Origin of the sequence: Pigmentiphaga litoralis, assembly GCF_013408655.1 — a bacterium.
GTDB lineage: Bacteria > Pseudomonadota > Gammaproteobacteria > Burkholderiales > Burkholderiaceae_B > Pigmentiphaga > Pigmentiphaga litoralis_A.
Window position 1 is genome coordinate 4,145,684 of sequence record NZ_JACCBP010000001.1, and the last position, 23,784, is coordinate 4,169,467.

General features: G+C 64.0%; 23 protein-coding genes and 1 pseudogene. 14 read left to right on the forward strand and 10 right to left on the reverse strand.

Annotation, left to right across the window (positions count from 1 at the left end; genetic code table 11):
- Positions 1-34 precede the first annotated feature (34 nt).
- A complete protein-coding gene (gene dnaN / locus HD883_RS18905; protein ID WP_179582602.1) occupies positions 35-1,141 on the reverse strand; it encodes a DNA polymerase III subunit beta in 1,107 nt (368 codons plus the stop codon).
- A 169-nt stretch (positions 1,142-1,310) separates the two neighbouring features.
- Positions 1,311-2,900: a chromosomal replication initiator protein DnaA gene (gene dnaA / locus HD883_RS18910; RefSeq protein WP_179582600.1), complete on the reverse strand. Its 1,590-nt coding sequence runs from the start codon at positions 2,898-2,900 to the stop codon at positions 1,311-1,313.
- A gap of 474 nt (positions 2,901-3,374) precedes the next feature.
- On the opposite strand from dnaA, the gene rpmH reads away from it, so the two are divergent.
- From rpmH to HD883_RS18945, 7 genes and pseudogenes are all read left to right on the forward strand, one after another.
- Positions 3,375-3,509, forward strand: coding sequence for a 50S ribosomal protein L34 (rpmH, locus tag HD883_RS18915; RefSeq protein ID WP_179582598.1), 135 nt, complete (start codon positions 3,375-3,377; stop codon positions 3,507-3,509).
- Between the two features lie 93 nt (positions 3,510-3,602).
- Positions 3,603-4,013, forward strand: a pseudogene (locus HD883_RS18920) (ribonuclease P protein component); the annotation flags it as partial.
- 193 nt (positions 4,014-4,206) lie between these two features.
- On the forward strand, positions 4,207-4,491 hold the full coding sequence (yidD, locus tag HD883_RS18925) for a membrane protein insertion efficiency factor YidD (RefSeq protein WP_257022561.1): 285 nt from the start codon (positions 4,207-4,209) through the stop codon (positions 4,489-4,491).
- A gap of 63 nt (positions 4,492-4,554) precedes the next feature.
- Positions 4,555-6,234 carry a membrane protein insertase YidC gene (gene yidC, locus HD883_RS18930; protein WP_179582592.1) on the forward strand — a complete coding sequence of 560 codons (1,680 nt, stop codon included), beginning with the start codon at positions 4,555-4,557 and terminating at the stop codon, positions 6,232-6,234.
- A 146-nt stretch (positions 6,235-6,380) separates the two neighbouring features.
- Positions 6,381-7,895 carry a tRNA uridine-5-carboxymethylaminomethyl(34) synthesis GTPase MnmE gene (mnmE, locus tag HD883_RS18935; protein WP_373563441.1) on the forward strand — a complete coding sequence of 505 codons (1,515 nt, stop codon included), beginning with the start codon at positions 6,381-6,383 and terminating at the stop codon, positions 7,893-7,895.
- 99 nt (positions 7,896-7,994) lie between these two features.
- Positions 7,995-8,687 carry a helix-turn-helix transcriptional regulator gene (locus tag HD883_RS18940; RefSeq protein ID WP_179582588.1) on the forward strand — a complete coding sequence of 231 codons (693 nt, stop codon included), beginning with the start codon at positions 7,995-7,997 and terminating at the stop codon, positions 8,685-8,687.
- Positions 8,688-8,819: 132 nt separating this feature from the next.
- On the forward strand, positions 8,820-9,191 hold the full coding sequence (locus tag HD883_RS18945) for a VOC family protein (protein ID WP_179582586.1): 372 nt from the start codon (positions 8,820-8,822) through the stop codon (positions 9,189-9,191).
- Between the two features lie 32 nt (positions 9,192-9,223).
- Here the strand turns inward: HD883_RS18945 and HD883_RS18950 are convergent, their stop codons facing one another.
- Positions 9,224-9,748, reverse strand: coding sequence for a cyclophilin-like fold protein (locus HD883_RS18950; RefSeq protein ID WP_257022308.1), 525 nt, complete (start codon positions 9,746-9,748; stop codon positions 9,224-9,226).
- A 376-nt stretch (positions 9,749-10,124) separates the two neighbouring features.
- Between HD883_RS18950 and hutC the strand changes: the two genes are divergently transcribed.
- From hutC to HD883_RS18975, 5 genes are all read left to right on the forward strand, one after another.
- The gene (gene hutC / locus HD883_RS18955) at positions 10,125-10,889 is read left to right on the forward strand and encodes a histidine utilization repressor (RefSeq protein ID WP_218863091.1); all 765 of its coding nucleotides are present in this window, start codon (positions 10,125-10,127) and stop codon (positions 10,887-10,889) included.
- Positions 10,890-11,108: 219 nt separating this feature from the next.
- A complete protein-coding gene (locus tag HD883_RS18960; protein WP_179582584.1) occupies positions 11,109-12,107 on the forward strand; it encodes a tripartite tricarboxylate transporter substrate binding protein in 999 nt (332 codons plus the stop codon).
- Positions 12,108-12,114: 7 nt separating this feature from the next.
- A complete protein-coding gene (locus HD883_RS18965) occupies positions 12,115-13,119 on the forward strand; it encodes an ornithine cyclodeaminase family protein (RefSeq protein WP_179582582.1) in 1,005 nt (334 codons plus the stop codon).
- 28 nt (positions 13,120-13,147) lie between these two features.
- Positions 13,148-14,542, forward strand: coding sequence for a UbiD family decarboxylase (locus HD883_RS18970; RefSeq protein ID WP_179582580.1), 1,395 nt, complete (start codon positions 13,148-13,150; stop codon positions 14,540-14,542).
- Positions 14,543-14,603: 61 nt separating this feature from the next.
- Positions 14,604-15,530, forward strand: coding sequence for a LysR substrate-binding domain-containing protein (locus HD883_RS18975; RefSeq protein ID WP_179582577.1), 927 nt, complete (start codon positions 14,604-14,606; stop codon positions 15,528-15,530).
- Here the strand turns inward: HD883_RS18975 and otnI are convergent.
- The 6 genes from otnI to HD883_RS19005 all read right to left on the reverse strand — a co-directional run bounded on the left by otnI (position 15,478) and on the right by HD883_RS19005 (position 21,105).
- A complete protein-coding gene (otnI, locus tag HD883_RS18980) occupies positions 15,478-16,386 on the reverse strand; it encodes a 2-oxo-tetronate isomerase (protein WP_179582575.1) in 909 nt (302 codons plus the stop codon). The genes HD883_RS18975 and otnI overlap by 53 nt on opposite strands.
- Before the next feature lie 16 nt (positions 16,387-16,402).
- Positions 16,403-17,266, reverse strand: a complete 864-nt coding sequence (locus HD883_RS18985) for an NAD(P)-dependent oxidoreductase (protein WP_179582573.1) — start codon at positions 17,264-17,266, stop codon at positions 16,403-16,405.
- A gap of 43 nt (positions 17,267-17,309) precedes the next feature.
- Positions 17,310-18,245 (reverse strand): 2-hydroxyacid dehydrogenase, encoded by a 936-nt coding sequence (locus HD883_RS18990; RefSeq protein ID WP_179582572.1) that lies wholly within the window; start codon positions 18,243-18,245, stop codon positions 17,310-17,312.
- A 38-nt stretch (positions 18,246-18,283) separates the two neighbouring features.
- Positions 18,284-19,087, reverse strand: a complete 804-nt coding sequence (locus tag HD883_RS18995; RefSeq protein WP_179582570.1) for a class II aldolase/adducin family protein — start codon at positions 19,085-19,087, stop codon at positions 18,284-18,286.
- A 14-nt stretch (positions 19,088-19,101) separates the two neighbouring features.
- Complete coding sequence (locus HD883_RS19000) at positions 19,102-20,121, reverse strand: Bug family tripartite tricarboxylate transporter substrate binding protein (protein WP_179582568.1); 1,020 nt, start codon at positions 20,119-20,121, stop codon at positions 19,102-19,104.
- Positions 20,122-20,307: 186 nt separating this feature from the next.
- A complete protein-coding gene (locus tag HD883_RS19005) occupies positions 20,308-21,105 on the reverse strand; it encodes an enoyl-CoA hydratase/isomerase family protein (protein WP_179582566.1) in 798 nt (265 codons plus the stop codon).
- Between the two features lie 167 nt (positions 21,106-21,272).
- Here HD883_RS19005 and HD883_RS19010 point away from each other — a divergent pair, with 167 nt between their 5' ends.
- Both HD883_RS19010 and HD883_RS19015 read left to right on the forward strand, forming a co-directional pair.
- A complete protein-coding gene (locus tag HD883_RS19010; RefSeq protein WP_179582564.1) occupies positions 21,273-21,461 on the forward strand; it encodes a DUF2256 domain-containing protein in 189 nt (62 codons plus the stop codon).
- A complete protein-coding gene (locus tag HD883_RS19015) occupies positions 21,454-23,019 on the forward strand; it encodes a cryptochrome/photolyase family protein (RefSeq protein ID WP_373563404.1) in 1,566 nt (521 codons plus the stop codon). The genes HD883_RS19010 and HD883_RS19015 overlap by 8 nt, the downstream gene beginning before the upstream one ends.
- Positions 23,020-23,068: 49 nt before the next feature.
- Here the strand turns inward: HD883_RS19015 and HD883_RS19020 are convergent, their stop codons facing one another.
- On the reverse strand, positions 23,069-23,710 hold the full coding sequence (locus HD883_RS19020) for a DsbA family oxidoreductase (protein ID WP_257022310.1): 642 nt from the start codon (positions 23,708-23,710) through the stop codon (positions 23,069-23,071).
- Positions 23,711-23,784: the final 74 nt, after the last annotated feature.

Here is a 23,784-nt window from a genome sequence, read left to right on the forward strand (position 1 = left end):
AACTACAAGACGATAAAAAGCAGACTGCGGCGCGTCAGATGCGCATGGGCATCACGACGTACTTGAAGTCGGCGTTGTCGGGCAGCGTAATCAGCGCCGACGAGTTGGCGTCACCGACGCCCCACTGCACGGTTTCGGCTTTCAGATTACCCAGCACGTCGAGGAGGTAGCTGACGTTGAAACCAATATCGAGCGGTTCAAAACTGAAGTCGATATCGAGTTCTTCCTGCGCTTCTTCCTGTTCGGCGTTGCTGGCCGAGATTTTCAATACGTGATCGGCCATCTGCATCCGGACACCCTTGAACTTGTCGGTGGTCAGAATGGCGGCGCGCTGCAGACTGCGTTGCAGGGCTTCGCGGGCGATCAGGAAATGCTTGGTGTAGCCGCTCGGGATCACGCGCTGGTAATCGGGGAACTTGCCCTCGACCAGTTTGGAGATCAGTTCGATTTCCGCAAAACGGAAACGGATCTGGTTCGCGGCCACGTCGATCTGGACGGGTTCTTCGGAATCGTCGAGCAGGCGCAGCAGTTCCAGCACGGTCTTGCGCGGAATGATGACTTCCTGCTTGGGCGATTCCGTTTCGGTCGTGACCGAGCAGTAGGCCAGGCGGTGACCGTCGGTCGACACGCAGCGCACGTCGAAACCGTCGATGACCAGCAGCATGCCGTTCAGGTAATACCGGATGTCCTGCTGGGCCATCGCGAAATGGACCATGTTCAGCAGATGCTTGAACGACTTTTGCGTCATGGTGAGCGACGCATTCCAGGTCGCCGGTTGGGCGACCGTCGGGAATTCCTCGGCGGCAAGGGTCTGCAGCGCAAAACGGCTCTTGCCGGATTGCACGGACAGTTTCTTGTTCGCCAGCGACAGCGAAACGTCGCCCGTATCGGGCAGGGCGCGCAGGATATCCAGCAGCTTGCGCGCCGCGACCGTCGTCGATTCAGACGCATCACCCACGCCGAAATCGGCATGGGTGGTGATCTGAACCTCGATATCGGTCGATACGAACGACACGCGGCTGCCGTCCTTGCGCAACAGGATGTTGGCGAGGATGGGGAGCGTGTGCCGACGCTCCACGATCCCTGACACTGTCGCGAGCGGCTTGAGGAGTGCGTCGCGTGAGGCTTTCACCAATTGCATATCCAATCCTTCTTGGGGTTGGTCGTTAAATAGGAGCCTGTGGATAACTCGAACATCAGCAAATCGTATTTTAAATCAACAGCTTGGTTGCTCTGCGGGGCGACCCTGCCGCAAGCGTGGCGCGAGTATGCCGAAGGACCATGTCAGCCGTGCGCGTCACGGGCGGCGGTCAACCCTTCAGCGTCTGTTCGAGGACATGCAACGAGTGGTTCAGCTCGGCTTGTTTGGTCCGGGCTTCTGAAATCTTTCGTACGGCGTGCAGCACCGTGGTGTGGTCGCGGCCACCGAACAGCTCGCCGATTTCCGGCAGGCTTTTCTGGGTCAATTCCTTGGCCAGGTACATGGCGATCTGCCGCGGCAATGCGATATTGGCGGGCCTTCGCTTCGAATACATGTCGGCGACTTTGATCTTGTAGAAGTCGGCGACGGTTTTCTGGATGTTTTCCACGGTGATCTGGCCGTTGGATACCGACAGCAGATCCTTCAGTGCATCCTTGCAGACTTCCACGCCAATCGCGCGGCCATGGAACTTGGCATACGCCAGCACCTTGCGCAGCGCGCCTTCCAGTTCACGCACATTGCTGCGCAAGTGTTTGGCGATAAAGAATGCGCATTCTTCGGGCAGCGGCATGCCCTCGGTTTCTGCCTTTTTAAGCAGAATGGCCACCCGCATTTCCAGTTCCGGCGGTTCGATCGCGCAGGTCAGCCCCGAATCGAATCGCGAAATCAGGCGATCGTCGATACCGGCCAGTTCTTTCGGATAGGTATCACTGGTGATGATGATCTGCTTGCGCAGCGACACCAGCGCTTCGAACGCATAGAAGAATTCTTCTTGCGTGCGGTTCTTTCCGGAAAAGAACTGAATATCGTCGATCAGCAGCAGGTCGAGCGAATGGTAGTACCGCTTGAATTCGTCAAACGCCTTGCGCTGATAGGCTTTCACCACGTCGGACACGAACTGTTCCGCATGGATATACCGCACCCGGGCGCCGCTGTTGTCGGCCACCATGGAATTGCCAATCGCGTGAATCAGGTGGGTCTTGCCCAATCCCACGCCGCCATACAGAAACAGCGGGTTATAGGACGTACCCGGATTTTCAGCCACCTGCAGCGCCGCGGCGCGAGCCAGCTGGTTGGCCTTACCCGTCACGAAATTGTCGAAGGTCAGATCGACATTCAGACGCGATCGCTCGTAAATGCCGGTCGCCTCGTTCAGATCCGACTTGGCGTTATGCACAGGCGCGCGAGCGCCGCCTGCATCACCCGAACCTTGCTGGCCGCCGTGCTGCGCGCCGCCATTGCTCGGACCGGTATAAGGACCCGAATACGGGCCGGTCTGCTGCGCGGGCAGGCTGCCATTGTTCTGGCCGTTGTAGCTGGGACCATCTCCAGGGTAGGTGGACTGCTGCGGTGCACGCGGCTGGGCCGGCGCACTGGCGCCACGGCCCTGGCTGGGCTGTTGCAGGTGCTGCAGGCCATTCTGCGACCGGGGCGGGGGAGGTTCGACCGCGCGAGGGGCGTCGAGCTCGAACTTCACCTGTATCGGGCGCTGGAACCATTCAGCCGCGATCGATTCGATGCGGCCGCAGTAGTTGCTGCGTACCCAGTCCATCTTGAACCGGTTCGGGGCAGCCACACGCAAGACCCCGGCGGATTCGTCGAAGGCCACCGGAACGAGCGGCCGGATCCACGCACTGAATTGCTGTGGCGGCAGTTCGCGCTCGAGCGTCTGGGCGCAGGTTTGCCAAAAATCTTCCATGAATCTCGCTAGAAGGATCGGGGGGCACACATGACAGTGCCGTGACAGGGCATGTTGCTTGGGCGCAGCTGTACTTGGGGAGGCCCCGTACTTGAGAGTACTTGGGAGGACCCGTAACGGCTCACGCGAAGCAGGAAAACGCCGATCCGAAACGATCCATTCTACTCCTCCAGCACCAAGTTATCCACAGGGAAGCGACTTTTCCCCACGTCTCCAGGCCGCGCCAGGATTGACAGACGCGCCAAAGTTTGATGAAATGTAAGGCTGTCCGGAGTTTGGAGCGCAGGCTTGCGCCCAAATGGGACGAGAAGTCAGAGTAAGCATTGCATTAAGAGTCACCTCAAGAATCATCGGAAAGGCCCTGGGTTGGTAGCAGGCCTGCGGTTCCCGTCTTGTACGTTCACGTACTGGTAGATGGGGGCGGCAGCGAGCTAGGCAATACTCCGGGGCGGCCAACCACCAACCGGAATAGTCATGAAACGTACCTATCAGCCTTCAGTTACCCGCCGCAAGCGCACCCACGGTTTCCGTGTGCGTATGTCCACCCGTGCAGGCCGCGCGATCATCAACGCGCGCCGCGCCAAGGGCCGCAAGCGCCTGGCTGTATAAACGCCACGTCCACCACGGGGTGTCCGTGCCTTGGCGGGCGTATCTTGCCGCCGAACCGAACAGGCATGGGATCCACCACCTCGTGATCAGGTCATGTCGTTGACATCGCGCGCGTCGTTTCCCGGCACCGCGCGGCTGCGTAGTCCGGCGGAATTCGCCCCTGCGCTGAAAGGGCGCCGCCTTGCAAGAGGGGCGCTTTTTGTTTTGAGCGTCGCGCCGCCGCAAGCGATGCAGGATGCGTCGTCTGGCGACACGGTCTCCACGCCTGTGGCTGCGCCTGAAGCGCGCCTGGGCCTGGTCATCGGCAAGCGCTATGCGCCCCTGTCGGTCAGCCGGAACGCGATCAAACGCGTGATCCGGGAAGCCTTCCGCCACAAGCGGCTGGCCCTGCCTGCGGGCGACTACGTGGTGCGTCTGCACACGCGGATCCCGTCCGTCTCGTTGACGGCGCTCAAGCACATGACCCGTCTGGAAATGGATGGGCATTGGTTGCGCGCGGCCCGGGCCGGCCAGGCCGACAGCAGGGCAGGACGCCCACCCGAACCCCGCGCGCGGGCCGTGGACAACGCAGTGACGCCCGACAAAGGTGCGGAACGTGATGGAACTCGTGTCTGAACAGGATGCCCAAGCTCAGCAGGACGCCCAGGCCCAGGCTGCGGAAAGCCGGGGCGGCGGTGTTCCTCATGGATCGACGCCGCTGCGCCGCCTGCTGATCTGGCCCATCCGTTTCTACCGTTTTTTCCTGAGCCCCTGGATCGGCCAGTCCTGCCGGTTCACGCCCACCTGTTCCGTGTACACGATGGAAGCCATCGACATGCATGGCGCCGGGGCGGGCGTGTATCTGGGGTTCAAGCGTATTTGCCGGTGCCACCCGTTTTCTCCGGGCGGCCTGGATCCCGTGCCGCCCGTGCCCGGCGCAGCTGGCCGACGCACTGCCGACACATCCTCCGCCGATCATTCGACTTCCAAGCCGCCTGTATGAGATCTGTCAGCTCAAGGCAGCTAAACTAGCGGACTTTGCCGCGACGACTGGAACCAACCGTCCATGGACATGCAACGCACCATCCTCTGGATGATCTTCTCGCTCTCCCTCCTGTTCCTATGGGATGGATGGCAAAAATACAATGGACAGCCGTCCATGTTCGGCACGACGCCCGTCAAGACCGCGACCACCGACGCCAAGCCGCCGGTTACCGCGCCTGACGGCAGCATTCCGTCGGCCGTGCCAGGTGCGGTCGCGGGCAACACTGCCGTGCCCGGCTCGGCCCCCGCGCCAGCGCCGGTCGAAGCCAAGGCGGAAAAGATCGTCGTCACGACCGACGTGCTGCGCCTGACCTTCGACACGCTGGGTGCCCAGATCGTCAAGGCCGAGTTGCTCAAGCAGCCCGACGTGGAAGACCACACCAAGCCCACCGTGCTGCTCGACGAGTCGACCAGCCGCACCTACCTGGCCCAGAGCGGCGTGGTCGGTGCACCGGCAGGCGCGGCCTTCCCGACGCATCGCACCCTGTTCCGCCCGGTCACCGACGCACGCCAGCTGTCGGGCGACGCCATGGACGTGTCGTTCGAAGCCGAAAGCGGCGGCGTCAAGGTCATCAAGACCTACACGCTGCGCCAGGGCCGTTACGACATCGACGTGCGCCACGACCTGTCGAACGTCAGCGACGCGCCCCTGGCACCGTCGCTGTACCTGCAGCTGACGCGTGATGGCGGCAAGCCTCCTGGCGAAAGCCACTTCTACAGCACGTTCACGGGTCCGGCCATCTACACCTCGGAACACAAGTTCCAGAAGGTGCAGTTCAGCGACATCGACAAGAACAAGGCCACCTTCAACAAGGCCGCGAACGACGGCTGGCTGGGCATGGTGCAGCACTACTTTGCCGTGGCCTGGGTGCCGCCCGAAGGCGCGCCGCGCACGTACGACATCACCAAGCTCGACTCGCGCCTGTACGCCGTTCGCGCCGTGCAGCCCGTCGGCACGCTGTCGCCCGGTACCGGCAACAGCGTCGAAGCCAAGCTCTGGATCGGTCCGCAAGACCAGCAGGCCATGGCTGCCGTCGCGCAGGGTCTGGATCTGGTAGTCGACTATGGCTGGCTGACCATCATCGCCAAGCCTGTGTTCCTGCTCATGACCTGGCTGCACTCGATCCTGGCCAACTGGGGCTGGACCATCGTGGCGCTGACCGTGCTGATCAAGCTGGCCTTCTACCCGCTGTCGGCCGCCGGCTACCGTTCGATGGCCCGCATGAAGAAGGTCACGCCGCGCATGACCGCGCTGCGCGACAAGTACAAGGACGATCGCACCAAGCTCAACACCGCGATGATGGAGCTGTACAAGAACGAGAAGATCAATCCGCTGGGTGGTTGCCTGCCGATGATCGTCCAGGTTCCGGTGTTCATCTCGCTGTACTGGGTGCTGCTGGCTTCGGTTGAAATGCGCAATGCGCCGTGGATCGGCTGGGTGCGTGACCTGGCCTCGCCCGATCCCTTCTTCATCCTGCCTGCACTGATGATGGGCACGATGTTCCTGCAGATGCGCCTGAACCCGAAACCGCCGGACCCCATGCAAGCCAAGGTCATGATGTTCATGCCTTTGGTGTTCGGCGGCATGATGTTCTTCTTCCCGGCCGGCCTCGTGCTGTACTGGGTGGTGAACAACTGCCTTTCCATCGCCCAGCAATGGTACGTGGGCAAGCAGGCCGACAAGGCGCTGGCAGCAGCGTAACGTTGTTGGATCGCTAGTCCGGCCGGGTGCTTTGTTCACACCCTCCGCCGGTACACTTCACAGGCCGCCACGGTTTCCGGGCGGCCTGTGTTGTTTGTGGTTTCGTTTTCGTTGGCTTCGTTTTTTCACTTCAGGATCTTCCGATGATTTCCGATCACGACCCCATCGTTGCGATTGCAACGGCTCCCGGCCGCGGCGGCATTGGCGTCGTGCGCGTATCGTCGCCGGCCCGGCTGGATGCGTTGATCGAAGCCATCGCAGGCCGGCAGCTTACGCCGCGCCACGCGCACTATCTGCCGTTCAAGGACGCCGACGGCGTGCTGATCGACGAAGGCATCGCCCTGGCCTTTCCCGCCCCGCATTCGTACACGGGGGAGCATGTCGTGGAGTTCCAGGGCCATGGTGGGCCTGTCGTGTTGCGGCGTTTGCTTGCGCGCTGCCTGGAAGCCGGACGGGAGCAGGGCATCCGCCTGGCCGAGCCCGGCGAATTCACGCGGCGTGCCTTCCTGAACGACCGCATGGACCTGGCGCAGGCCGAGGCCGTGGCCGACCTGATCGACGCCTCGTCCGAAGCCGCCGCGCGCAGTGCGGCCGCTTCCATGACGGGGGCGTTTTCGGACCAGGTGACCGGCCTGGCCGACCGCATCGTGCACCTGCGCATGCTGGTCGAAGCGACGCTGGACTTTCCCGAAGAAGAGATCGAGTTCCTGGAAAAGTACCAGGCTCGCAGCGTGCTCGATGCGATTGCGTCAGACCTGTCGCACCTGCTGGCCCAGGCCCGCCAGGGCGCGATCCTGCGCGAAGGCCTGCACGTGGTGCTGGCCGGTCAACCCAATGTCGGCAAATCGAGCCTGCTCAATGCGCTCGCCGGTTTCGAAGCCGCCATCGTCACTCCCATTGCCGGCACCACGCGCGACAAGGTCGTGCAGCAGATCACGATTGAAGGCGTGCCGCTGCATATCGTGGACACGGCAGGGCTGCGCGAGACGACCGATACGGTCGAGCAGATTGGCATTGCCCGCACGTGGACCGAGATCGAACAGGCGGATGTGATCCTGCATCTGCTGGACGCAACGCAGCCGCAGCCGGAACTGGATGCTGCGATCACGTCACGATTGCCCGCCCGCACGCCGGTGCTTGAGATCGTCAACAAGATGGATCTGGTTGACGGTGGCAACGATGGGGCGGGGGCGGGCGGCAACGCGGGTGCGGAGGCCGATGCCGGTGCCGGTGCCGGTGCTGATGCGGATGCGGATGCTGATGCGGATGCTGATGCGGATGCTGATGCCGGCGGCAGCCAGCGTGCTGCGCGTGTCAGTGCCGAAACGCGCGTCGCCGGTCACCCCGCCAAGCGCCTGGGCATCTCTGCCTTGACGGGGGAAGGGCTCGATACGCTGCGCCAGGAACTGCTGGCGATAGCAGGCTGGAATCCGTCTGGCGAATCGCCCTACCTTGCGCGTGAACGGCATATCCAGGCCCTGCTGCAAGCCGCCGACCATCTGGACATCGCCGGCGAACATGCGGCGTTGAGCGATCGCGTGCTGGATCTGTTTGCCGAGGAACTGCGGCTCGCGCACGGCGCGCTGACGTCGATCACAGGGGAGTTCACGAGCGATGATCTGTTGGGGGTCATCTTTTCGCGGTTCTGTATTGGCAAGTGATCGCGGTGCTTTCATGGCGCGGCTCGCATACCTTGATCCTGATACGGCCATGGTCCACCACGCGGTGGGACCATGGCATTGGCGATTGGACGTCTGAGCATGTCCCGCGCTGAACGCCTCCTCTCCCTCATGCAGCATCTGCGTGGCCATAAACATCCCGTGACCGGGATGACCCTGGCGGCGCAGATGGGGGTCAGCGTGCGCACCTTGTATCGCGACATTGCCAGCCTGCAGGCGCAGGGCGCGGACATTACGGGCGAGCCGGGGGTGGGCTATGTGCTGAAGCCGGGGTATCTGCTGCCGCCGCTGATGTTTTCCGTGACGGAGCTGGAAGCCTTGGTGCTTGGCATGCGGTGGGTCAATCGCAGCACGGACGACGAGCTGGGCGCGGCGGCGAAGCAGGCGATGGCGAAGATTTCGTCGGTGCTGCCTGCCGAGATGCGGCGGGAGCTGGATGCCAACACCTTGCTGGTCGGACCCCGCGCCGATCCGCCCGGGTTGACCGAGCATCTGCCGCAATTGCGGGATGCCATCCGGCGCGAACGCAAGCTGGATATCGATTACACGGACGCCAATGGCGCGTCCAGTTCGCGCACCATCTGGCCGTTTGCGCTGGGCTTTTTCGAGCGCCAACGGGTGGTGGTTGCGTGGTGCGAAACGCGAGAGGGCTTCCGCCATTTTAGAGCGGATCGCCTGGCTAACGTGACCACGCAGAACGTGCGGTATCCGCAGCGCCGGCTGGGCTTGCTCAAGCGGTGGCGCGCCGAAATGGGCATCACGGGCGAGCAGTAAATGGCATGGGGCGCTCACGCGCCATCTTCACTACTGACAGAATCTGTCAGTGGCCTGGAAGAAGATACCCCCCTGCGCTGAGACGAAATCCCTTCGATCAGCACGGTCCTTATCTCACTTCCGGAGCCTTCCATGTCTGTCCCTTCGATGACCATTCTGTATGTCGACAACGCCGAACAAAGCGGGGCGTTCTACGCGCGTCTGCTCGATCAGCAACCGGTCGAAGCGTCGCCGACCTTCCTGCTTTTTGTCCTGGCCAACGGCCTGAAGCTGGGGCTGTGGTCGAAGCACACCTGCAAGCCTGCGCCCGCCACGACCGGCGGCGGATCGGAACTGGCGATTGCCGTGGACGACGAGGCGGCAGTGGACGCGCTGTTTGAAAGCTGGTCCGCGACGGGCGTCACGGTGTTGCAATCGCCGGTGCTGCTCGACTTTGGCTACACGTTCGTGATCGCTGATCCCGATGGTCATCGCGTGCGTGTGTACACCATGATCGAAGGCTGACAAGCGGAAGGATGACCGCGCGTGTTGTCCCGCTACTGCTTGGAGAAGGTCACCTTCACATCTCGCGGGCCAAGGACTTGTTCCAGGTCTTCTGGCCCGTCCAGCTTCCCGATGCGGGTGTACGAGTAGATCGAATCGAAGGTGCGGTAGAAGACCACCAGCGTGCTGTCGCCGTACAGCATGATGTCGCCGTTGCGGATCGTGCCCGGCCGGCTGGCCGCAGCGGGCAGGGCGGGCGACAGCGTGACCTTCTTTTCGTTGTCGTTCAGGTCGCTCATGTCCAGCGTCAGCGGCAGCCGCGCCGCAAAGGCCCGCGCAGCGTCGGTGTTGGCCAGTGTCAGGGCGTAGCGGCGGTCGCCGACGGTCATCCACATGCGCAAGTCCTTGGTGGGGGTGACGATGGGTGCGGATCCTGTTGCCTGGGCAACGGGGCGCGCCGTAGCTTGCGCATGGGCAGTCACGGCAACAGCGGCCAGGGCGATGGCGGCCAGGGCGGCAGCGGCGGACATATAGGCGAACACATAGGCGGGCGTGCGGCGGCGGTGTGTAGCGGTCATGCAAAGCGTCCTGGTCGGAAGGGCAAGGTCAGGCAGTCCAGCGAATGCCAGTCAATGCCGGTGGATGACAGCAAAGGCACGGACGTGCCGCGCATCAAGCGACATGGTCATGCAGATCGCCGTGCGCGACTAGCGCCCTGGCGCTTGCAAGGCTTATGAATCGCGTTCACGAATGGGACCACCACCGGACCCGCCGCAGCACCGGACCTGCCGCAGCACCGACCCCACCGCAGTCCTGAACCTACTCAAAGCCGAAACCGATCAATCCCGACGCCACTCAAATCCGAGCATGCTCGATAACGAGCAGCAGTCACATTCGCGCTTGACTATGCAAGTCTAGCCAACATAAAGTCTGGACATGCCTTAGCGAGATGCCATGTCCCCGACACACTCTGCCGCGCTGCAAGCCCCGTACGCCCGCATCAAGATGCATGTCCTGAGCAAGATCGATTCGGGCGAGTGGCAGGTGGGCGCGCGAGTGCCGTCGGAACATCAGCTGGCTGCGGAATTTGGCGTGTCGCGCATGACCGCGCGGCGCGCCATTCTTGAGCTGACGCAGGACGGCGTATTGATGCGCAGCCAGGGTATCGGCACCTTCGTGGCGGACCGCAAGCCCATGCTGTCGGTACTGGAAGTGCGCAATATTGCCGACGAGATTGCCGAGCGTGGCCATCGCTACAGCAACCAGGTGATCCTGCTCAATACTGAGCAGGCGTCAGAAGTCATGGCCCTGTACCTGGGCGTGGCGACCGGCTCGCCCGTCCATCATTCCATCATCGTGCACCTGGACAATCAGGTGCCGGTGCAGCTGGAAGACCGCTACACCAATCCCGCGGTCGCCCCCGACTACCTGTCGCAGGACTTCACGCAGCAGACCCCCAACGCCTACCTGTCACGCGTCGCCCCCTTGGGCGCGGCGGAGCACACGGTAGAAGCCATCACACCGTCGCCCGAGATGGCGCAGTGGCTGGCGCTGGCCCCTGGTGAAGCGTGCCTGCAGGTCAATCGCCGCACGTGGTCGCAGGGCGAGGTCGCCACCTTTGCGCGGCTGATTCATCCAGGCTCGCGATACCGGCTGGGCGGCGGTATGGTGGTGCTGCACCCGCCGGCAGGCAAGGCTGCCTTCAAGCGCGTGCGCTGACGTCGCAGACCGCGTCATCAACCCGGCACGACCGCCCCCGCACGATCCCGCCAGCACCACGGCATTCCGCAACATCCACTTCCGCAGCATCCGCAATCCGCTCCACCCGATCAGAGAAACCGGCACGACCGGCAGACGGGAGACACCGTGTTTACGCATCACCACCCGGCATGACCCAAGGGTCGTGCCGGCAAGCATCTTGTCAATCTGGAGAGTCACATGAAAGCAGGCATCAAGATCGTCGCCAGCGTCGTTGCGCTGGTGTCCGGGATCGCAGCCACCGCGGGCGTCGTCGCCAGCGCATCGGCCGCCGAGCCCTTTCCGAACAAGCCCGTCCGCATCATCGTGCCGTTCGGCCCGGCGGGTATCGCCGACAATCTGCCGCGCATCGTGGGCCAGCGATTGTCCGAACAATGGGGCGTTCCCGTCATCGTGGAAAACCGTGCGGGCGCGGCGGGCAACATCGGCATGGAAGCGGGCGCGCGTGCGGCGCCGGACGGCTACACCCTGACACTGGCGCCGTCGGGCAACCTGACGGTGAACCCGCTGCTGTTCCCGAAGCTGACCTTCAACACCGCCAAAGACCTGTCGCCGGTGACCGTGCTGGCCACGTCGCCCAACGTGCTGGTCGTCAATGCGTCATTGCCGGTCAAGACGATGCCGGAGCTGATCTCGTATGCCAAGGCCAACCCCGGCAAGCTCAACTATTCGTCGCCGGGCACCGGCACGGGCGCGCATCTGGCCGGTGAACTGCTGAACATCAGCGCTGGCATCGATGCCGTGCACGTGCCCTACAACGCGATGGCGTCGGCCGTGAACGACGTGCTGAGCGGCCAGGTGCAGATGATGTTCGCGGGCGTGTCCACGATCGTGCAGCACGTCCAGTCGGGCCGCCTGCGTGCCCTGGCCGTGGCGGGTCCCAAGCGCCTGGCGGTGCTGCCGGATGTGCCTACCGTGATCGAAAGCGGCTATCCCGGTTTTGACGTGACCTCGTGGTACGGATTGGTGATTCCATCGGCCACGCCACCGGCCATCGTGCAGAAGCTGCAGCAGGACATTGCGGGCGTGTTGAAGCAGGACGACATCAAGGCCAAGTTCGCGGCCATGGGTGTTGATCCGCTGGGCAATACGCCTGCCGAGTTCGGCCGCATGATCCAGGTCGAAACCAAGAAGTGGACGGACATCGTCCGCCAAGCCAACATCCAACCGCTGGAGTAAGCGCGCCATGCAATCCATAGACATCACTTACCTGAACGGCCCCGACGTCAAGGCGCTTGCGCTGACCGATGCCGAAATCCTGGCCGCCGTGGAGTCGGCGCTCGATGCCCAAGGCCGCGGCGAAACGGTCATTGAACCGCGCATGCACCTGGTGCCGGAATCGTCCGACAAGGGTCACTTCAATGTGCTGCGCGGCTACATCAAGCCGCTGCACGTGGCCGGCGTGAAGGTGGTGAGCGACTTCGTCGACAACTACAAGGTGGGCCTGCCATCGGAAATGGCGCTGCTGAACCTCTTCGATCCGGACACCGGCAAGCCGCTGGCCGTGGTGGACGCCACCGCCATCACCGACATGCGCACGGGCGCCATGACCGCACTCGGCGCCAAGCACCTGGCGCGCAAGAACAGCAAGATCCTCGGGCACATTGGTGCGCGTGGCACGTCGTACTGGAACGTGCGGCTGCTCGATAGCCTGTACGACTTCGACGAGATCCGCGTGCATTCGCGCCGTCCAGAAAGCCGGGAAGCGTTTGCGGCGCGGCTCGAACAGGACCTGGGCAAGCCCATCATTGTGACCACGGACTGGGAGTCGTGCGTGCGCGGCGCCGACATCGTGGTCGAAGCCTCGCGCCTGCCCGAGCCCACGCCCATGCTCAAGACTGAATGGATCAAGCCGGGCGCTTTCGTCGTGCCTTACGGCACCATGAGCGCGGTCGAATTGTCATTGACCGACATCATGAGCAAGATGGTGGTGGATGACTGGGGCCAGTGCCGCAAGGGCCTGCCGTTTGGCGCGCTGCGGCCGCATGTCGAAAGCGATCGCCTGAGTGAACAGAACCTGCATGCCGAACTCGGCCAGATCGTGGCGGGCAAGAAATCGGGCCGCGAGAATGACGACGAGACCATCCTGTTCTGGCACCGCGGCCTGTCGACCACCGACATTGCGCTCGGCCACGCCATGCTCATGAAGGCCCGCGCCATGGGCCTGGGCCAGACCCTCAAGTTCGCCTGATCAAGCTTTCTTAGCCGAGACCGCACCCATGGACACGCCCGCGCCACAGTACGACAAGCAGGACCTTCGCAGCTTCCTGACGGAGTACGAAGCAAGCCACCCGGACCAGGTGATGCGGGTCTCGCAAGAGGTCGCTCTGGACTACGACACGGTGGCGCTGGCGTTCGAACTCGAGGCGCGCAAGCAAAGTCCGGTGTTGATCTTCGACAAGGTGGCGGGCTCGCGTTTTCCGGTGCTGATGAATCTGTTCGGCGCGCGCGACCGCTATGCGGCGGCACTGGGCGTGACGGTGCAACAGCTGCCGCAGGCCTGGGCGTCGACCGACACCCGGCCGCTTCCTCCGGATGTCCTGACAACCGGACCGGTCAAGGAAGTGGTGCTGACGGGCGACGATGTCGACCTGGGCTATTTGCCCATCATGCGCAACTTTGTCGAAGACGGCGGCCCGTATGTGACCAATGCCATGTTCATCGCCAAAGACCCGGAAACGGGCGTGCGCAACGCATCCTTCCACCGGCTGCATGTGAAGGGCAAGACGCGCTTCGGCACCAGCCTGCACAGCCGCCGTCACTTGTGGAATTACGCCCGCAAGGCGAAGGCGATGGGGCTGACCGAATTGCCGGTGGTGGTCGTGATCGGCTGCCATCCGCTGATCACGATCGGGTCCGGCTTGTGGAAGGGCCCCATCGATGCCGACGAATACGAGGCAGCCGGTGGCTTTCTGGGCGAGCCGCTCAAGGTGGTGGAAGGCGTGACCGGCCCGGTCGAGATTCCCGCGTTCGCGGAGATCGCGATAGAAGGCCGGCTGCTGCTGGACGCCGATGAAGACGAAGGCCCCTTCGGGGAATTTACCGGCTACGCGTCCGAACGGTCGACGCGCCATGCGCTGGAAGTGACCGCCATCCTGCACCGCAAGGACGCGTTCTATCACACGATGGTGGGCGGGATATCGGACGAGCACACGATGCTGTTGGGCATCTCGCAGGAAGCGCGGCAGCTCAAGACGCTGCGGGTGCAGTACCCGAACGTGACGGCCGTGCACTATCCCAAGTCAGGCACCTGCCTGCTGCACCTGTATGTGTCAGTCAAGGATCCTGCGCCCGGCGAAGCGCGCAATATCGCCCTGGCCGCCCTGGGCGACAACCTGAGCCTGAAGCTGGTGGTGGTCGTTGACGATGACATCGATGTGTTCAACGAGCAGCAAGTGATCTGGGCGATGGCCACGCGATTCCAGGCGGATACCGACACCGAAACGATCAAGGTCGGCATGGGTGCCATCCTGGATCCGTCCAATCACGCGGGGCAGACGGCCAAGCTGATCATCGACGCCACCATCAAGAAAAAGCCGTTCCCGCGCAGGCACTCCTTGCCCCGGGAGGCGACCGAAGGAGCCCGCCGTTTGGCGGATGCCTTGCTGAGATAGTTGAGGACTGCAAGGGTTTGTCCCGTGCCCTGACGACAGGCAAGGCTCCCTATACTGCCGCGTGGACCTCAAACAACTCGAATACTTCATCCGCGTCGCAGAGCTGGGCGGTTTCACGCGAGCTTCCATCGCGCTCGACATCGCGCAGCCTGCGCTCAGCCGGCAGGTGCGTCAGCTCGAAGTCGAGCTGGGCCATACGCTGCTCATCCGCAACGGGCGGGGCGTGACCCTGACCGAGTCCGGCAAGCAATTGCTGGAGCATGCACGCGGCATCCTGTATCAGGTCTCGCGCACGCGCGAAGAATTGGGCCGCGTCAGCGGCGCGCTGGCGGGACGCGTGGCCGTGGGGCTGCCGCCTTGCTTTGCCAAGATCCTGACGGTGCCCCTGACCCGCGCGGTGCGCGAGCGCATGCCCAACGCCACGCTGTCGATTACCGAGAACCTGTCGACGTCCTTGCATGAGTCGCTGGTGAGCGGCCGGCTCGACATCGCCTTGCTGTACAACCCGCCCGCATCGGCCGACATTGAAAGCACGGTACTGCTGGAAGAGAACTTCTACTTCGTGACCCGCGCGCAGGACAGCGACGGCGCGGACAGCATTCCGCTGCGCGACGTGGCCAATCATGCGCTGGTGATCCCGACGCGGCCCAACACGATCCGCATGCTGGTCGAGACCGAGCTTGCGCGGCTGAGCAAACGTCCCCGCATCGCGCTTGAGATCGATGGCATTGCCGCCATCCTGGATCTGGTGGCCGATGGTGCGGGGGCCGCGGTGTTGTCCAGGAACGCGGTGGACACGGCCGAACGGCGGCACCTGTTCCATGCCGTGCCCATCGTCGATCCCCACCTGCGCGCCCGCCTTGCGGTCGGCGTCAGCGCACGGCGGCCCGCCACGCTGACGCAGCAGGCCATGCAGTCGGTGGTGCGCGAACTCGTCAGTACGCTGCTGGAGAACCCGGTGACGGTGTCGGAACCGGCGCCGGCGTAAGTGACGACGCGGGCGACGACGCAAGCGACGACGCAAGTGACGACACAAGCGACGCCGCACGGCGTGCATGCGCGGCCAGCATCCAGTCGAGCCCGGCCGACGTGCCACCGCGCGCCGATGACCGCGGGTGGTATTCGCACCCGGTCCACCCCGTGTAGCCGGACTCGTCGATCAGATCGAACAGATACCCATACGACAGTTCGCCCGTATCGGGCTCGTGCCGATCCGGCACACCGGCGATCTGCAGATGTCCGATGCGGCCGGTCGGCAGATAGGTGCGCAGCTTCTGCGCAACGTCGCCCTCGACGATCTGGCAGTGATACAGATCCATCTGCACTTTCAGGTTGGCCGCACCCACCGCTTTGAGGATGTCGTGCGCATCGTCCTGCCGGCTCAACATAAAGCCCGGCATGTCCCGCGGGTTGATCGGTTCGATCAGGATGTCGCGGCCTGCCGCACGGGCCTGGGCACAGCACCAGATCAGGTTGTCGATGAAGGTGGCGCGCAGGCGCTGCAGATCGGCGCCGGGCGGCACGATGCCCGCCATGACATGCAGCCGGCGACAGGACAGCACATGGGCGTATTCCAGCGCGCGCAGAAAGCCGTCGCGGAACTCGGCTTTCCGATCGGGCAGACAGGCAATGCCCCGTTCATCGGGATGCGCGCGCGGCGTGGCATTGAAGAACACCAGTTCCAGGCCATGGTCCCGCAGGCGCGTGCTGAGTTGCGTCGCACGGTAGGCGTAGGGAAAGAAGAACTCCACGCCCTCGAACCCGTCATTCGCCGCCGCTTCGAAACGGTCCAGGAAGTCGAGTTCCGGATACAGCATCGTCAGGTTGGCAGCGAATCTGGGCATGGGAGAAGGACCTGGGCTAGCGCTCGATTGGGGTTGTGCTGATGGTTGACGATTGCAACTGATCAAGGACGGTGTCGATATCGGGCGCCGACGGGGCATCCTTGAATTGGTCGAGCCGGCGATAGATCTCGGCCGCGCCTTCATGAAAGCCCGGTGGCAGTCCGGCGGCGGCAAAGCTGGCGGCGATCTCTTCCATTTCCGCCACCCAGCGCCAGGCCTTGTCCGCCTTGGCAGCGACCTCGGCAGACCGTTTGACGGTGGGCGTGCTCGATAGCTGCCATTCGACCAGCAGCGCCTGTTCCACGCCTTCATGGCGGGCCAGCGCGCGGATGTTGGCGAGCAGGGCGGTCGCACCCTTGGACCACGCGGCATAGCAGACCTTCAGGGCCGACGCGCTGCCCGGCGGGCCGTCGATCGCGATGGCCTGCAAGGGACTCCCTTCGAACAGGGCGGCGACCGATGCGGCATCGTTTCCGCACAGGTACAGGCGGGTCGATCCGGCGGTCCTGGGCGGCTGCCCCACGATGCCGCCATCGACAAAGCCCGCCGCGCTGGCAACGGCCTGCGCCACTTCGCGCGCGGTATCGGGCGAGATCGCATTGGCGTCGACATAGATGCCCTTGAAGCCCAGCGCCGCGACTTCCTGTGCAAGTTCCAGTGCGCCATGCGGCGGGCAGATCGACAGGATGATGTCGGCGCTGTCGACCAGCGTTTGCAGGCTGCCGCAGTCTTCCAGACCGGCTGCATCGGCCCGCCGGCGCGTGGCATCGCTGCGTCCTTCAGATGTCCACAGAACACGATGCCCGAGTCCGCGCAGGCAGGCGCCAACGGCGGCGCCCATCGCACCGGGATGAAGGATGGCCAGGGTGGAAGAGGACATGGTGGCTCCTGCTGCGGGAAAAGGGACTGTCACTATAGCTGCGTCACACCGGCGTCAGTACCTTGCCGGTATCGAAGTACGCCGCCAGGTTGTCCCCCACCAGCCGTTCCATGTCGGCGCGCGATTCCCGCGTAAAGCCCGCAATGTGCGACATCAGCACGACCTGGTCCAGGGTCAGCAACGGCTCCGGCACATTCGGTTCGTTCTCGTAGACGTCCAGGCCGGCACCGCCCAGCCGGCCTTCCTGCAGGGCCGAGACCAGCGCGGCTTCGTCCACCACGCTGCCGCGCGCGATGTTGACCACGATGCCTTGCGGGCCAAGTGCATCCAGAATCTCGGCCGACACCAGGTGCTTCGTTGCAGCGCCACCGACACAAGCCACCACCAGAAAGTCAGCCCATTCGGCAAGTTCGCGCAATGAGGCCACGTGCTCGTGCGGCGTGTCGGCCACCGGCCGCCGCGTGTGATACCGCACCGTCATGCCGAAGCCCACGCCACGCCGCGCGACTTCCTGGCCGATGCCGCCAAAGCCGAGCAGACCCAATCGTTTGCCATGCACGCGCGTCATCAACGGCCGTTGTCCGGTCTTCCAGCCGCCCGCGCGCACGAAGCGGTCGGTGGTGCTGAGGCCGCGCGCCACATCGATCAACAATCCCATGGCCAGATCGGCCACGCAGCCATTGAGCACGTCGGGCGTGTTGCTGACCTGCACGCCGTGGCGATGCGCGGCGTCGATGTCGATCTTGTCGTAGCCCGCGCCGAAGTTGGCCAGCGCCTTCAGATTGGGCATCGCGGCGAACATCGATGCGTCGCACGCAAAGCGCAGGTGGGTCGCGGCCGCCTCGAATTCAGCGCCGTGTTGCGCCAGGAAAGCGGCGGGATCGGACTCTTTCCAGAGCGGATGCACGGCGTATTCAGAGGCCAGCCGGGCATCGACCGCGGGTGTGATGGGACCGATCTGGAGCAGGCGGTGGTTCATGGGTTAAAGGACTCGCTTGAAGAAGTCAGGGGTAGGCGTCAATCGCGATAGCTGGCGTCGCGCCGGTCCAGCATGCGCAGAAGCGCCGGCCATTCGCGGCGTCCGTGCGGCGGGAAGTTGCCGTGGATGTCGGGGGTCGGTGCGCGCCGCAACTGGTTGTAGGCCTTGTCGACGGCAGCTTGCGGCGGCATGTGGATGGGGCTGTTGGCGGACATCGTCAGCAGTTGCGTCTGGCACGCGCGTTCCAGCCGCTGCATGTTGACGAAGGCTTCCGCCACGTCCTGCCCCACGGTCAGGAGCCCGTGATTGCGCAGGATCAGGGCGTCCTTGTCGCCCAGGCTGCTGACCAGGCGGCGCCGCTCGTCGGTGTCGACAGCGACCCCTTCGAACTCGTGATATCCCACGCCGCCCGCGAACCGCATGGCCGTCTGGTTCAGCGGCAGCAGCCCGCATTCCAGTGCCGATACGGCCATGCCCGCGGGCGTATGCGTGTGCAGCACGCAGCCCACATCGTGCCGCGCGCCGTGGATGGCGCTGTGGATGACGTAGCCCGCCAGGTTGATCGTGTAGTCGGTGTTGGGGTTGTGGATGATGTTGCCGTCCAGGTCGATCTTGATCAGACTGGACGCGGTGATTTCCTCGTACATCATGCCGAAGGGATTGATCAGGAAATGCACGTCGTCGCCGGGCACCCGGGCCGAAATGTGGTTCAGGATCATGTCGCTCATGCCGAACAGATCAACCAGCCGGTAACAGGCGGCCAGGTCGATCCGCAGTTGGCGTTCAGCGTCGCTGATCACCGGGGCAGAGCGGGAAGAAAACAGAGCTTGCATGGTGCGCATCCTTACGAGTCCACTTACTGTTTCTCGATTTGAGCTTGCTCAATAACAGTACGCCATTTCCGCGCGTCCTTTTCAAATACGGCTTTCAGCGCCTCGGGCGTACTGCTGCCAGGTTCGATACCCAGGTCGATAAAGCGCTGCCGCAAGTCCGGCGATTGCAAGGCCTTGGCGATCTCCTGGTTGAGACGTGCAACGATCTCGGGCGGCGTGTTGGCCGGGGCCACGATGCCGTTCCACGAATCCGATTCATACGATGCCAGCCCTGGCACGCCGCTTTCGGCAATGGTCGGCACGTCGGGCAGGAAGGACAGGCGCTGGGTCGACGACGTGGCGATGGCGCGCAGGGCGCCGCCCTTGACCTGCCCCAACACGCCCGTCACCGTTTCCATCGCGACCTGCACGTTGCGGCCGCGCAAGGCGCCTACGACTTCGCCGGTGGACTTGAACGGAACGATAGGCACGGGAATGCGGGTCATGGTGCTGAACAGACTGGCGGACAGATGCTGCGCGCTGCCCACGCTGATGGTGCCGATGTTCACGTGCGCCGGATCGTTGCGGGCCGCAACGACCAGGTCATTGACGGTCTTGAGCGGGCTGTCTTTATCGACCACCAGCAGGAAGTGGAAGGTGCCGATGGTCGAGATCATCGAAAAGCTTTGCACCGGGTCGTAGGGCAGGGACTTGAACAGGTAGGGGCTGAATGCGTTCTGCCCGCTGACCAGCAGCAGGGTGTAGCCATCGGGCGCGGCGCGCGCCACGGTGGATGCGGCCGTGATGCCGCCTGCACCCGGCGCGTTTTCGACAATGACGCTTTGCCCGGTGGATTCCGACATCTTCTGCGCCAGCGCACGCGTGACGGTGTCGCCCAGCCCACCGGGACCAAAGCCGACAACGATCCGTATCGGCTTGACGGGAAATGCGGGGGCGGGAGCCGATACGGACGCCGCCTGCACCCCGTTGAGCATGCTCAATCCCAGCAGCGCGGCAGCCAGGCGTGCGCCGCGCCGCCACCAGGGCGTCGTCGAAAGGGTCATCGTGTCTCCTGCCGGGGGGCGGTGGGGTGGCGCCATGATGGCGCTACGGTGGCGGTTGTCCGCGCATGACGGCATTGTGGAATGCCAGTTCCGTCTCGTCTCCCCCCGCAGGCGTCCAGCTGTTATGCCGCTGCGGCATTGCTCGATGTCAGCGGCACCCCCGCAGCCTGCCCGGGTGCTGGACGATTACCTACCCTTGAAGTCTGCCTTCCGCTTTTCGTTGAAGGCCAGCACGCCCTCAATGCGGTCTTCGGTCGTGACCAGCCGGTTGTAGGCTTCGATCTCGAAGCGATAGCCGGTCAGCAGATCGCCCTGCAGGCCATGATGGATGGACTTCTTGGCCTGCCGGATCGACAGCGGTGCGTTGGCGGCGATCGCATCGGCAGTCGCAAAAGCCTCGTCCAGCAGCGCGGCCGGCTCGCACACCCGATTCACCATGCCCCACTCGTACGCCTCGTCTGCCGAAAAGGGACGTGCACTGAAGATCAGTTCCTTGGCGCGCCGCTCGCCCACTGCACGGGCCAGCGTCTGCGTGCCCCCCGTGCCGGGCATGATGCCCAACTTGGTCTCCGATAACGCAAAGCGCGCCGTGCGGGCCGCATAGACGAAGTCACACCCCAGCACCATTTCGCACCCACCGCCAAAGGCATGGCCGTTCACGGCCGCGATCACCGGGATGGGGCAGTCAAGCAGGGTCACGAACATGCGTTCAAAGATTTCGTGCTGCGCCCGCCACGCCTCGTTGGTCATGCCGTCCCGCTCCTTCAGGTCGCCGCCGGCGCAAAACGCACGGTCACCCGAACCCGTCAGCACCACACACCGCAGCGCGCCGGGCCGGGCTGTCAGGCGCGTCCACAGGTCCAGCGTGTCTTCGCCCATCTGGGTGTTGATCGCATTGAGCACTTCTGGCCGGTTCAGCGTGACGTGCAGGACGTGATCGTTGCGATGTTCAACGAGCAGGGTGGCGTACTGGGGAAAGGACATGACGGAACCTCGTGGATGGGGCGCCAGGCGCCCCGTGAGCGAACGGATGCGCCAGTGTGCCAAAGGTTGGACAAAAGCGGCGTAACGGGCCGTTGCTTGAGCTGACGGTTCCACGCCGTTTTCCATGGCATGCTTGCCAGGTTCATCTTCCACCCGGCAGCCTGTTCATGCCTCGCGGCGACACCCGACTCAAAAGCAGCCACCCCGGCAACAAGGCCGACCTTCCAAGCAAGCCGTGCCAGGCCTGCGGGCGCCCCATGACCTGGCGCAAGGCCTGGGCAAAGAATTGGGAATCGGTGCGCTATTGCTCGGATCGCTGCCGTGCCGCCGGCCGCGCCGGACCCGCCCGTGACTGAGACCCCCTTGCGCAGGCTGGTGATCGTGCTGGGCGACCAGCTTGATGAACAGGCATCGGCCTTCGATGACTTCGACCCTGCGCAGGACGCGGTGTGGATGGCCGAGGTCACGGAAGAATCCACCCACGTCTGGAGCACCAAGCCCCGCATCGCCGTCTTTCTGGGCGCCATGCGCCACTTTCGACAAACGCTGGTGGCGCGCGGGATCACCGTGCACTACCTGGCGCTGTCCGACGCCGGCAACCCGGGCACCCTGCAGACTGCCCTGACCGACGCCATCCTGGCCCTGCAACCCCGGGCGCTGGGCATGACCGCGCCGGGCGACTGGCGCGTGCTGCATGCCCTGCGCGAGGTGGCCCGCCACCATCAGCTGCCTTTGCACCTGTCCGACGACCGGCACTTTTTCAGCACCGTCAGGGAATTTGCCGACCATGCACGCACGCACCGGCCCTTGCGCATGGAGTATTGGTATCGCGAAATGCGCCAGCGTTTCGGCATCCTGATGGAGCGGGGCAAGCCCGCGGGCGGACGGTGGAACTTCGATACCGAGAACCGCAAGTCCTTCGGCAAGGCGGGTCCACAAGATGTGCCACCCCCCACCCGGTTCGCGCCCGACGCCATCACCGCAGGCGTCATCGACGAGGTCAACACGCGCTTTGCGGACCACCCCGGTTCGCTTGCGTCATTCGCCTGGCCGATGACGCGCCCCCAGGCGCTGCAGGCCTTGCAGGACTTCGTGTCGCAACGCCTGCCCGACTTCGGCACGCACCAGGACGCCATGTGGACGCATGAGCCCTGGCTGTATCACTCGCATCTGTCGTCATCCCTCAACCTGAAGCTGCTGACGGCGCGGGAAGTGGTCCAGGCGGCGGTTGACGCATGGCAGGCGGGACAGGCCCCGCTGGCATCGGTGGAAGGCTTCGTGCGGCAGATCCTGGGCTGGCGCGAATACGTGCGCGGGGTGTACTGGACGCAGATGCCCGGCTATGTGGACCGGAATGAACTGCAGGCCACGCGCGATCTGCCTGCCTTCTATTGGACCGGTGATACCGACATGGCGTGCCTGCGTGCCGCGATCGGCCAGACGCTGGAACACGGCTACGCGCATCATATCCAGCGGCTGATGGTGACCGGCCTGTACGCGATGATGTTGGGCGTGCGGCCGCGCGAGGTGCACTACTGGTATCTGGCGGTGTATGTCGATGCCGTGGAATGGGTCGAGATGCCCAACACGCTAGGCATGAGCCAGTACGCCGATGGCGGGTTGATGGGCAGCAAGCCCTATGTGGCCAGCGGCCGCTACATCGACCGCATGAGCAACTACTGCAAGGGCTGCCGCTTCGACCCGACCGTGTCGACCGGCGCCAGGGCCTGCCCGTTCACAACGCTGTACTGGGACTTCCTGTTGCGGCACGAAGCCAGATTGCAGACCAACGAGCGCATGATCATGCCGCTGAAGCATCTGGAACGCCTGGATGCGGAACAACGCGAAGCGGTCCGCATGCAGGCCGACCTGCACCGCGCGTCGGTCGGCGCGATTGAGCGCGATCAGGATTGACGGCGGTCAATGACTGCGTTCAATCATGGATCGCAGTCATTCCCTGCACCTATCGCCCGGCCATCAACAACTGCGCCAGCACCGCCGGCGGCTGCGCGCCACTGACGTCATTCCAGCCGACACGAAAGTGCGGCACGGCATCGATGCCGTCCTGGTGCGCCTGGGTTTCCTCGGCCACCACCTCGGCTTCCCCTTCATTTCCCGCCAGAAAAGCCCGCACCGCCACCACGTCATAGCCCTGCTTTTCTGCGATGTCTGCAAGCACGTCGGGGCTGCCGATGTTGCGGCCTTCCTGGAAGTACGCCGAGTAGATCGCATCATGCAGCTGCACCCGCTGCGCTGCATTCCCTTGCGATTCGGCAAAGCGGATCAAGCGGTGCGCCAGCCTTGAGTTGGGCGTGACCTCCATCTTGTCGAACGCAAACACGGCGCCTGCTTTTTCACCCGCGCGTGCAACCTGCGCGTCCAGCGCCTGCGACCGTTCCCAGCTGCCGAACTTGCGCGTGCGGTAGTCACGCCGGGCAATGCCTTCAGGGGGAAGGCCGGGGTTCAACTCGAAAGGATGGAAGTGCAGGGCGACCCGATCGGCCATGCCGGTCTGCGCCAACGCCGAACGCAGGTGGTGATGGCCAATCCAGCACCAGGGGCAGACAAAGTCGTAGGTGATATGGACATCGAGCAGATCGGACATGGCGTTCTCCATTACTTCACGTTCGTTCATGACATCGCGTGCGTCGTCAGCGCGCGGCTCGTACCGCATTGCGA